The following is a 9,856-nucleotide window of genomic DNA, read 5'->3' as shown; positions in this document are numbered from 1 at the left end:
GTGCGCCAATGGTAGTGTGGCATTCGCCATGTGAGAGTAGGTCATCGCCAGACCCCAATCAAAAAAAGCCCTTCTCATGAAGGGCTTTTTTATTTTTCTTGATAGTCAAGAAATTAATTTCAGTCTTCAATCTCTAAGAGCCGCTCATACGCGACTACATACATTTTATCGAATGAGTAGTCTCTTCTATATTAAGCACTTGCAGGACATTCACGAAGTATTTACCCTACGCAAGCGCTAAAATATCGTCATAAATGTCTCGTCAGAAATAAGCACCATGAAAATAATGTGATAGTCATTATACCTATTGCAAAAATTTTTCATCATCATCTATTTGATTATGAGGCAAGTTACAGATTAGCGTAGCGATAACCATTATTGGTATTCAGGGAAATTTCATTAAAGCAATTAAAAATGAAGGATTAGCAACACACAGGTTCGGGACGGACGCTAGATAGCGTTTTGTATTAACCTGTGCAGGCTTAAATCTGACATATAAGTGGAAGTTATATTCGTGTCCTCATCTGAACCTATCCATCCAACGACGGCATCATCTCCGTTGCCGCCTGCTATTGATACGGGACTTGCGTGTCTCGTGATGCTAGCGCGTTTTCACGCGGTTGCTGTTGACCCGCAACAAATCGCACATGAATTTAAAGAGTCTGGTAAACCATTTGCGCTAACCGACATATTATTAGCAGCAAAAAAATTAGGCTTAACGGCTAAACAGGTCTCGCCTAAAAGTGAACGCTTAGCAACAACACCTTTACCTGCCATCGCAACTGCAAAAGATGGCAAGTATTTTATTGTGGCTCGCGTGGATGGCGACAAAATACTGATTCATGACCCGTTAGTTGAACGGCCAGAAATTATTAGTAAAGAAGATTTTGAAGCGCGCTGGGCAGGGGCATTAGTTTTATTCACCTCGCGTGCGTCTTTGGCAGGTGAGTTAGCAAAGTTTGATTTTAGTTGGTTTGTGCCAGCGATTGTAAAATATCGCAAATTATTGGTCGAAATTTTAATTGTTTCTTTTGTTTTACAGTTTTTTGCCTTGGTGACACCATTATTTTTCCAAGTAGTGATGGATAAAGTACTGGTACATAAGGGGTTTACGACCTTAGATGTGATTGGTTTTGGTTTGATTGTGGTCGTAATTTTTGAGATTGCATTAACCACGTTACGGAGTTATGTCTTCTCACATACGACGAGTCGTATTGATGTGGAGCTAGGGGCGAAGTTATTCCGTCATTTATTAAATCTACCCCTCGCGTATTTTCAGGCACGTCGGGTCGGTGATTCGGTTGCTCGTGTTCGTGAATTAGAAAATATTCGCAGTTTTTTGACAGGTAATGCAATCACCTTAGTGTTGGATTTGGTGTTTTCTGTTGTCTTTATTGCGGTGATGTTTTTTTATAGTAAGACGTTGACACTCATCGTCTTGTTATCGCTGCCTTGTTATTTCGTTGTTTCTTTGCTCTTTACGCCGATATTACGTGCCCGTTTACATGAGAAATTTAATCGTGGTGCAGAAAATCAATCTTTTTTGGTGGAAACCATCAGTGGGATTGATACCGTTAAAGCGATGGCTGTAGAGCCACATTGGACGCGTAAATGGGATAATCAATTAGCGGCTTATGTGTCTTCAGGTTTTAAGACGGCAACGATAGCGACGTTCGCCAATAGTGGTATTACCCTTATCAGTAAATTAGTCACGGTTGCAACCTTATATTTTGGCGCGAAGTTAGTGATTAATGGTGATTTGTCGGTGGGACAATTAATTGCCTTTAATATGTTATCTGGCCAAGTGACAGGGCCTGTCATGCGTTTGGCACAGCTCTGGACTGACTTTCAGCAGACAGGTATTTCGATTCAACGTTTGGGGGATATTCTCAATACGCGTACTGAAGTGGCATCAAGTAAAACTTCTTTACCTCAGATTCGTGGTCAAATTCAATTAGACCAAGTTGTGTTTCGTTACCGTCCCGATACTGCCGAAGTCATTCGTAATATGACCTTAGGTATCAATGCGGGCGAAGTCGTGGGTATTGTCGGGCGTTCTGGTTCGGGTAAAAGTACCCTGACGAAATTAGTTCAGCGTTTATATATTCCTGAACGGGGTAGAGTGTTGGTTGATGGCATGGATATCGCCTTGGCGGATGCCTCCTCTTTACGTCGACAAATTGGTGTGGTGTTGCAAGAGAATATTTTATTTAATCGAAGTATTCGTGACAACATTGCTTTAGCTGACCCAGGTGCGCCTTTACCTTTGGTCATGCAAGCCGCCAAATTAGCAGGGGCACATGAGTTTATTAGTGAGTTACCCGAAGGTTACGATACGATTGTCGGTGAGCATGGCTCCTCTCTCTCGGGGGGGCAACGTCAGCGGATTGCCATTGCGCGTGCACTGATTACGAATCCCCGTATTTTGATTTTTGATGAGGCCACCAGTGCCTTAGATTATGAGTCAGAGCGTATTATTCAAAATAATATGAAAGCCATTTGTCGTGGTCGGACAGTGATTATCATTGCGCATCGTTTATCGGCTGTGCGTGATGCTAATCGTATTATTGTCTTGGATAAAGGGCAAATTGTGGAGCAAGGTTCGCATGCCGACTTGATTGCGCGTCCTAAAGGACTGTATGCGCATTTACATCAAATGCAGCAAAGCTAAAAGGATGGCATCATGAGTATTAAAACACATTTACAAGCATGGGCAGATTTGTGGGGACGTTATAAACAAATATTTAGTCATGCTTGGCAGCATCGTCACGAAAATGATAGCAAACATTTATTACCCCATGAGGCGCAGTTTTTACCCGCTGCCTTAGCCTTACAGGAGTCGCCTGTCTCGCCCGCACCGCGTGTCGCCATGTGGTTGTTAATCGCCTTTAGTGCCATCGCGATTTTGTGGGCTTGTTTTGGCAAAATTGACATTGTGGCGACCGCACAGGGTAAAACAGTACCCAACGAGGGTAGCAAGGTCATTCAGCCTTTCGAGATTTCGACCATTAAAGCGATACATGTCATTGATGGTCAGCAGGTGAAAGCAGGCGATGTGTTGATTGAGTTAGATGGGACAACCGCTCAGGCAGATCAAGACCGAATTAGTAATGATTTAGCGGTTTCTAAACTGCAAGTTGCGCGCGCGCAAGCGATGTTAGCGGCTTTAGAGCAGAAGAAATCGCCTATCTTACAACGTCCTGAGTCGGTGACTGAGTTGCAATTTGTGGAGGCTCAACAATTACTGGCAGGACAATATGCCGAATACAAAGGACGTTTGGCGCTATTAGATGCTGATATTACCCGTAAAGAAGCCGAACAGCGTTCGTTGCAAGAAGTGATTAAAAAACTAGAACGTAGTTTGCCAATTTCGCAACAACGGGCTGACAACTTTAAGCGCTTAGCAGAGGACGACAATGTGCCCAAAGATGCCTATTTGCAGCGTGAGCAACAACGGATTGACCAAGAAGGTGAATTGGCCACCAGTCGCAGTCGATTAAAAGAAAATAGTGCGGCGCTTGCCGCCGTACAAGAGCAAAAACGCGCGTTAAGTGCAGAGATTGCCCGTATTCATTTGGATAGCTTAAATGAAGGAACTCAACGGGTTTCTGCATTAAGTCAGGAGTTGATTAAAGCGCAATCACGTAATGAGTTAACACGCCTAGTTGCTCCTGTGGATGGGACTGTTCAGCAATTAGCCGTCAGAACCGTGGGGGGGGTTGTAACCGAAGCACAACCTTTGATGGTGATTGTGCCTAAAGATAATACGCTGGAAGTCGAGGCATTTGTTGAAAACCAAGACATTGGTTTTGTGAATGCTGGTCAAGAAGCTGAGATAAAAATTCAGACTTTCCCCTATACCAAATATGGTGTCATACACGGCGTGTTGACGAGTGTGTCTAACGATGCAATAAATGATGAAAAACGTGGTCTGATTTATGCGGCTAAACTTAAGATGGCTCATAACACGATGATGGTTGAAGGCAAACAAGTCAATTTATCCGCAGGTATGGCAGTGACGGTAGAAATTAAAACAGGGACGCGCCGTGTCATTGAATATTTCTTAAAACCGCTATTGCAGTATAAAAACGAAAGTTTGCGTGAGCGTTAAACCACGCATGCATTTAGTCGACCTTCAGTGATACGTTATGTCAGTGACGGTCGACAAGTCGCCTATGCGTGATGTCACGTTGCCTTGGTCGTGCCACGATAGTCCTGTTGGTCTATGATATAAAGCAGTAGTCGGCTGTTATAAGACTGATATGCGCTTCAAGGACTTGTTCATGAAATAATCAGGCGACGCGAGCAAATATAACCATACCAATAAACGCATAATAGGCTGGCGCAGATGAGCAAAATTCGCCATATACTCACCTTATTAGCAAGTGGTTTATTGTGGTGTGGTGTATTGCTGCGTGTTGTCTATGCCTTAGAGTTACAACCTGAGCAAGCGCGTTATGACTTAGTCCCATATTTAAGTTATTTTTGCCAAGAAAATGGAGATGAACTCTCACTAGCAGAACTACAACAACACACTTTTTTGCCTGTTCAACAAGCAAATATTGCCTTGGCTTATCGCCAATCTCCGTGTTGGTTTCGTTGGTCAATGACCAATCAGCAAACCTATAAACAACAGTGGTTTGTCGATATCCCTTTTAGCTTATTAGATGATGTTCAGCTATTTGTCTTAGATGACCTGCATTTATTGGCTCAGTATCGTGTTGGGGATAGAGTGCCCTATCATTCGCGACAAATCACAACCCAACATCCGACCTTTGCGCTCACCATTCCTGCACACGCAGTCCAGCATTATTATTTACGCATACAAACAACCAGCCCATTTGCCGTACCGATACGCCTCGTCAATCAGTATGCCTTTTGGCAAACACAGCAGGATTATCAGTTAATCATTGGCTTGTTTTATGGCATTAGTGTCGGTCTTTTATTTTATACCCTTGCGGTATGGGCATTAACCCGTGAGCGTAATCATCTGTTGTATGCGAGTTATCTCGCGAGCAGTTTAATTTATTTTACGTGGTTACACGGTTTGTTATTTCGGTATTGGCCAATGGCCACCGAATGGAATAATCAGGGTTTTTATGCGTCTATTTTATTCATGGCATTAACGGGGTCATTTTTTGCCAGATATTATTTGCAATTATCGGCGCGACCTCGTTTAGACTTTATTTATCAGCTCTTTATTGTCGTGACCTTGGGCATGATGTTTATCATGTTGCTATGTCCTGTTTGGCTGGCAGCACGTATTGCGCCGTTATGGACATTTGCATTGATTATTCTGTCTTTTTATGCAGGTTTTATACGATTACGCGATGGTCTATTAAATGCCCGTTTATTTGTCTGGGCATGGAGCTGTTTGTTGATAGCAACGGTATATACCGTACTGATGAACTATGTAGGTTATGGCAATATTACGCATGCCATCGCTGCCATGCAGAGTAGTTTTGCGCTCCAACAAATATTGTTGGCAATTGGTTTAGCGCAAGAAATGAATCTACTCAAGCAAGAAAACGCCTTGAGAGAGCAAGAAAGTCGTGTTGCTAAAGCGGAAAGTGCTGCAAAAAGTGAGTTTTTAGCACGCATGAGCCACGAAATACGGACACCGATGAATGCCGTATTGGGCATTACACAATTATTGCAAGACTCTACGCTGAGTGACAATCAGCGTCAGCATGTGGATTTATTGTATAGCTCAGGCAAACAGTTATTAGATTTAATCAATGATGTACTCGATTTTTCACGCATGGATGCTGAACGTTTAGCGTTGGCACGAGAAAGTTTTCAGTTGTCCTTGCTTATTAAAGAGAGTTTAGCGGTCTTTTTGCCCATGGCAGAAGCCAAAAATTTAGTATTGACGTTTGATTTGCCTGATAATTTACCCGACTATGTCGAAGGAGACTCGTTACGTTTAAGACAAATTTTGGTCAATTTACTGGGTAATGCCTTAAAATTTACGCATCAAGGCAAGGTACGTTTAGAGGTCAACGTGTTGTATCTTAGTGCTACTGAATGTCGCTTAGCGTTTTTAGTGCACGATACAGGGATTGGTATTGCACCTGAACAACAAGACAAATTATTTGACGCCTTTAGTCAGGCTAATTCACAAATTGCCCATAATTATGGTGGTAGCGGATTAGGATTAGCCATTTGTAAACAACTGGTTGAACTCATGTCTGGCTCGATTTCGTTGACCAGTCAATTGGGTAGGGGGTCCACCTTTTATTGTGAATTGCCGTTTATTATTGCGGATGGCAAGGGCACAGAGCACTTAGCTCTCCAACAACAACCAACAAATTTGGTCGGTAAACGAATTTTGGTTGCAGAAGATAGCCATATTAATCAAATTGTCATTAAAACCATGTTGCAGCGCTTAGGCTGTGTCGTGATTATCAAAAACAATGGTCAAGAGGCCTTAGAGTATGTGATGAGTTTTCATCATGAAGTCGATTTGATTTTGATGGACTATGAAATGCCCGTTCTCAATGGACTACATACCGTCGAAAAAATACGTCAATGGGAGCATCACGTAGATAGACACGCTATTCCTGTGATTGCCCTGACTGCACATGCCTTACCACATTATAAACGCTTATGTTTAGATGCGGGTATGAATGAGTTCTTAAGCAAACCGATTTTATTGACGCAATTGGCGGAAACCCTCGCGCGATTCTTAGCGCCTAATAACAATGCTTAGCGAACAGTATCAGGCAACGGTGGTGGACTGAATTTTGATTTTTTGACGGGGCGGTCGCTCAGATTTAATAAAGTTTTCAGTTTGTTGCGTATGGACTGACAGTGTGACGGGGCTAAGTCTAGACTTTGTACTAATAAACCTTGCCTATCTTCTAATACCACGTGACAACGTGCAATTTTGGGGTCTGGCGTGATGGCGTCTACATAGCGAAACTCGGTGAATGCACGCTGTTGTTGATAGTTATAAGGAAACGCAAAGTCTAAATGCAGCATTTGCCCTTGGGTATCTAAACGATAAAATATGGTACTCAGATTAAAACTGCTAAACGTTAAACTCGCACTCAATAATAATAAGCCTGCAAATAAGGTAGCCCACTTATTTAGGCCAAAGGATTTGTAGACAATTAAGCACATCAACAGGGTAATGACACTGCTAATAGCAAAAATGGCATAAAAAGATTGATAAATACTCTCAGGGCTACCAAAGACAAACATAATTAAGGACTCTGTAATTTCTGTAAAAACGTAGTATCGATATGCGTTTTGACGGTACGCCAATTGGTACCAAGTAATTGTCCCGCCGCCTCGTAACTGCCCGTTTTTTGATAGACTAAGGCATAATATTGACTGGTCAGTTCTTGATAGTTGAGCTGTGCTTGCGCAATCTTATCCGTAAATTGTTGTATGGGTGACATCCTTTGATGGCTTTGTGCTGGATAGTAATAACCATGAATTAAGATACTGCGTACACATTGCTCCAGTTCACGCATATTGCCATGCCATCGATAGTGTGACAGATGCTGACTTATCCACTGTTGAGCTTCTGCTGCCACTTCATTAGCAATATCACTACTGACGATTTTTGCAGTGACCAATGTGACTAAATGTGCCAATTCATCAGCATTGTCTGCCAGTTGTACTGCTAATGAGGGGGTACGGATAATATCAGAACATAAGCGGTAATATAAATCGGCACGAAATAAGCCTTTTTCAATATCAGCGGCTAAGTCTCGGTGAGTCGCTGAAATGATTTTGCCATAAAACTCTCGGCTTTGATTGTCGCCTAAGCGTTGAAAACGACGATTTTGTAAAACGCGTAATAGTTTGACCTGAACTTCGGCAGGGAGTTCGCCAACTTCATCTAAAAATACACTTTGGCCGTGATGTTGAGTTTCTAAATAGCCCGCACGGTCACTGGTTGCACCCGTGAATGAGCCTTTACGATGACCAAATAGTTCGCTTTCGAGTAAGGTTAAAGGCAACGCAGCTAAATGAACAGCCTGAAAATCGGCTAAATAATCGCCCTCAAAACGCTGTGTTTTAGGATTAAACGGAATGTAACGCGCTAACCCAATGGCAGAAGCGACCAATTCTTTGCCTGTCCCTGACTCGCCCAAAATCAATGTTGAGACTTCGTGCATGCGCAAATATAAGGCACGATGGTAACGACGGACATCGTGACCAAAAATGGATTGCCAAACCGCCATGCGTAATTGTGCCGCAGGTTGAGATGTCCCTAGAATCGCGCGAAAAATAAAATGAAATGCCCGTCGAATTTGAAAAAAAAGCGCAAACATATGTGCAGCAGACCAATGTTCGGCTTGTGACAGCGGACTTTTGCCAATTAGGCTATGCCAATGCTCGGCAAAGTGTCGGTAGAAAGGCATGACCACACGACTTAAATGGTCACTGGTTAAAATCTTATAAAATTCGCTTTCATAACGGTAATACAAGGTATATAGCGCAAGTTCGCCATATAATTGCCATTCCGTTTCCTGAGGCTGATAGCCTTTTTTGAGGCGTTGTTGTGCACTCGCCATATGCTGTTCTGCACTTTGTGCTAAAGCCGTCAAGTTAGGGCTAAAACCCTGATGCGTTGGCGTAATCACCCACACCTGAAAAGCAGGGGTGTATTGATGGCCAAGTACAATTTTTTCCAATTTAATGCGTTCTGTACCAAATGGATTGGTAAAACCAAGATTGGCTAAGGCTTGTACGATAGGCAATTGTTCGGGGCTAAAAAGGCTGTCCATAATCGACTTTTTTTGTTGGTTATAAAATAAAAAATGTATATAAGAAATAGTTTTTTATCTACTCAATTTTTGTTTTTTTATAAGTTGTTGATATTTATATCTAAAAATAATGACTAAATTGGCATGAATCTTGGTTTGTAGAATATATCTCCAAAATACATACCGAGGATAACATCATGTATAACGAACAAGGTATTCAACAAGACTCCGCCTCTTGGGTATTTTTTGTCAAAGCCTGTTTTGTGGCTGCGATAGGTGCATTGGGTGGGGGTATTTTTTTGATGCCTGCCGATATGTGGGTGAAAGGGTATTTATTGATGGGCATGTTATTTACTGTGGGTTCAACATTTACCTTAGCCAAAACCTTACGTGACCAACATGAAGCGCAAAAATTGATTTATAAAATCAGTAATGCAAAGACAGAAAAAATGTTAAAGGAATTTGAGATTAACAATAATTAACCTGAGTTCGGGATAAAAAATGTTAATTCCTTGAATTTTATATAGAAATTATTTCAAGCCCCTATAACAAATGCCTTCCGCTGGACTGGCTTTGGTTTCGGCCAACGTCAGCAAAACCATTTCGTGGTGCAAAACTCGTTGCTTAACAGCAATCCAGCCTTCGCCCAGTGTGGCTCATGAGTTCGACACTCACTGAGCTATACATAACTAACTGTTTATTAATGGCTTTTAAAACAGAAAAACACTTCAAATAAGACTGCATCACATTTAAGGCAGGATTAAGTCCACAATATCTGTTTCATTGGCTAACGCCTACGTAACATTAAAACGCTGTTGAAATGACTATATCATTGTCGCATACCTCCTTAAAGCTTGATTAGTTATCTATATCAACCCACGCTCTGCAAATGACACATGCTCGCTTGCACCAATGATGATATGGTCAAGCACTCGTATATCAACGAGTGCTAACGCTGCCTTTAGTCGATCCGTAATTAGTCGATCTGCACTACTTGGCTCTGCGATACCGCTAGGGTGGTTATGACTCAGAATCAGTGGTAATCATCCCCTTTTTAACCGAAGTTAAAAGTAGAGGTTTAGGCCACTAGAGCCAGCTTTTGCTTTGGCGGTCTCCCGCCATTCGCCTTGTTC

At 42.2% G+C, this 9,856-nt stretch carries 7 protein-coding genes; 4 read left to right on the top strand and 3 right to left on the bottom strand.

The genetic code is table 11. The features are described 5' to 3' along the window. Nucleotides 1-514 precede the first annotated feature (514 nt). The 3 genes from C8N29_RS15955 to C8N29_RS15945 all read left to right on the top strand — a co-directional run bounded on the left by C8N29_RS15955 (nt 515) and on the right by C8N29_RS15945 (nt 6,712). Nucleotides 515-2,671 (top strand): type I secretion system permease/ATPase, encoded by a 2,157-nt coding sequence (locus tag C8N29_RS15955; RefSeq protein WP_275656214.1) that lies wholly within the window; start codon nt 515-517, stop codon nt 2,669-2,671. A 12-nt stretch (nt 2,672-2,683) separates the two neighbouring features. Beyond that, nucleotides 2,684-4,111 (top strand): HlyD family type I secretion periplasmic adaptor subunit, encoded by a 1,428-nt coding sequence (locus tag C8N29_RS15950; RefSeq protein WP_107867064.1) that lies wholly within the window; start codon nt 2,684-2,686, stop codon nt 4,109-4,111. 237 nt (nt 4,112-4,348) lie between these two features. Then, nucleotides 4,349-6,712: a hybrid sensor histidine kinase/response regulator gene (locus C8N29_RS15945; RefSeq protein WP_107867063.1), complete on the top strand. Its 2,364-nt coding sequence runs from the start codon at nt 4,349-4,351 to the stop codon at nt 6,710-6,712. On the opposite strand, the gene C8N29_RS15940 is transcribed toward C8N29_RS15945, so the two are convergent. Continuing rightward, a complete protein-coding gene (locus tag C8N29_RS15940) occupies nt 6,709-7,206 on the bottom strand; it encodes a hypothetical protein (protein ID WP_107867062.1) in 498 nt (165 codons plus the stop codon). The two genes, C8N29_RS15945 and C8N29_RS15940, sit on opposite strands and share 4 nt — an antisense overlap. Before the next feature lie 2 nt (nt 7,207-7,208). Beyond that, entirely contained in the window at nt 7,209-8,744 is a 1,536-nt protein-coding gene (locus C8N29_RS15935; protein WP_107867061.1) for a sigma-54-dependent transcriptional regulator, read from the bottom strand. Between the two features lie 176 nt (nt 8,745-8,920). Between C8N29_RS15935 and C8N29_RS15930 the strand changes: the two genes are divergently transcribed. After that, nucleotides 8,921-9,205, top strand: a complete 285-nt coding sequence (locus tag C8N29_RS15930; RefSeq protein ID WP_107867060.1) for a YiaA/YiaB family inner membrane protein — start codon at nt 8,921-8,923, stop codon at nt 9,203-9,205. Between the two features lie 384 nt (nt 9,206-9,589). Here the strand turns inward: C8N29_RS15930 and C8N29_RS15925 are convergent, their stop codons facing one another. Then, nucleotides 9,590-9,754 carry a JAB domain-containing protein gene (locus C8N29_RS15925; RefSeq protein WP_476726624.1) on the bottom strand — a complete coding sequence of 55 codons (165 nt, stop codon included), beginning with the start codon at nt 9,752-9,754 and terminating at the stop codon, nt 9,590-9,592. Nucleotides 9,755-9,856 lie beyond the last annotated feature (102 nt).

It is taken from the genome of Agitococcus lubricus, from assembly GCF_003051055.1.
Lineage (GTDB): Bacteria > Pseudomonadota > Gammaproteobacteria > Pseudomonadales > Moraxellaceae > Agitococcus > Agitococcus lubricus.
The sequence above is the reverse complement of the archived record's forward strand: the minus strand, read 5'-3'. Positions and strand labels throughout refer to the sequence as shown.

What these genes read in the sequence shown, in the direction of transcription:
- C8N29_RS15935 (WP_107867061.1), bottom strand. Translation starts at nt 8,744, where the DNA reads ATGGACAGCCTTTTTAGCCCCGAACAATTGCCTATCGTACAAGCCTTA.
- C8N29_RS15945 (WP_107867063.1), top strand. Translation starts at nt 4,349, where the DNA reads ATGAGCAAAATTCGCCATATACTCACCTTATTAGCAAGTGGTTTATTG.
- C8N29_RS15930 (WP_107867060.1), top strand. Translation starts at nt 8,921, where the DNA reads ATGTATAACGAACAAGGTATTCAACAAGACTCCGCCTCTTGGGTATTT.
- C8N29_RS15950 (WP_107867064.1), top strand. Translation starts at nt 2,684, where the DNA reads ATGAGTATTAAAACACATTTACAAGCATGGGCAGATTTGTGGGGACGT.
- C8N29_RS15940 (WP_107867062.1), bottom strand. Translation starts at nt 7,206, where the DNA reads ATGTTTGTCTTTGGTAGCCCTGAGAGTATTTATCAATCTTTTTATGCC.